This is a genomic window from Psychrobacter sp. NG25, from assembly GCF_015234355.1.
Taxonomy (GTDB): Bacteria; Pseudomonadota; Gammaproteobacteria; order Pseudomonadales; family Moraxellaceae; genus Psychrobacter.
In genome coordinates this window covers 1-1201 of record NZ_JADGMV010000017.1, presented here as the reverse complement: position 1 = coordinate 1201, position 1201 = coordinate 1, and the positions used below count along the sequence as shown (strand labels likewise).

The following is a 1201-nucleotide window of genomic DNA, read 5'->3' as shown; positions in this document are numbered from 1 at the left end:
TACGTTAGCAACAACACCAGCGCCTACAGTACGGCCGCCTTCACGAATAGCGAAGCGAAGACCTTTGTCCATAGCGATTGGGTGGATAAGCTCTACGCCCATCTCAACGTTATCACCAGGCATTACCATTTCAGTACCGTCTTGTAATTGGATTGCGCCAGTTACGTCAGTAGTACGGAAGTAGAACTGTGGACGATAGCCGTTTAGGAATGGTGTGTGACGACCACCCTCTTCTTTGCTCAACACATATACTTCAGCGTCAAACTTGGTGTGAGGAGTGATTGAACCTGGCTTAGCAAGTACTTGGCCACGTTGTACGTCTTCACGCTTAGTACCACGTAGTAGTACGCCACAGTTTTCGCCTGCACGACCTTCGTCAAGCAGTTTACGGAACATCTCTACACCAGTACAGGTGGTTTTTTGAGTGTCACGGATACCAACGATTTCGATTTCGTCGCCAACGCGTACGATACCAGATTCAACACGGCCAGTTACAACAGTACCACGACCTGAGATTGAGAATACGTCTTCGATTGGCATTAGGAATGCTTTATCAACGTCACGCTCTGGCTCTGGGATGTAGGTGTCTAGAACTTTCAATAGTTCTACTACAGCTGGTTGGCCATATTTTTCTTGTGAGCCTTTTAGGGCTTCAGTAGCTGAACCATGGATGATTGGAGTGTCATCACCTGGGAAGTCGTAGTCAGAAAGTAATTCACGTACTTCCATTTCTACTAGTTCTAGCAATTCTTCGTCATCAACAACATCACATTTGTTCATGAATACGATGATGTACGGTACGCCAACCTGACGTGAAAGCAAGATGTGCTCACGTGTTTGTGGCATAGGGCCGTCAGTTGCAGATACTACTAGGATTGCGCCGTCCATCTGGGCAGCACCAGTGATCATGTTTTTAACATAATCGGCGTGACCTGGGCAATCTACGTGAGCATAGTGACGTGCATCTGTGTCATATTCTACGTGTGAGGTGTTGATGGTGATACCACGTGCTTTTTCTTCTGGTGCTGAGTCAATAGACGCGTAGTCTTTGGCTTCGCCACCTGAAGTGATTGCAGCAACAGTCGCGATAGCAGCTGTTAGGGTTGTTTTACCGTGGTCAACGTGTCCGATGGTACCAACGTTGACATGCGGTTTTAGACGTTCAAACTTGGCCTTTGCCATGGGTATTTCCTCTTTTTTT

At 47.1% G+C, this 1201-nt stretch carries 1 protein-coding gene; it reads right to left on the bottom strand.

The features are described 5' to 3' along the window. On the bottom strand, window positions 1–1182 hold a 1182-nt coding region (gene tuf / locus IPZ60_RS14100), incomplete at its 3' end, for an elongation factor Tu (protein WP_194198354.1). Between the last annotated feature and the right edge of the window lie 19 nt (window positions 1183–1201).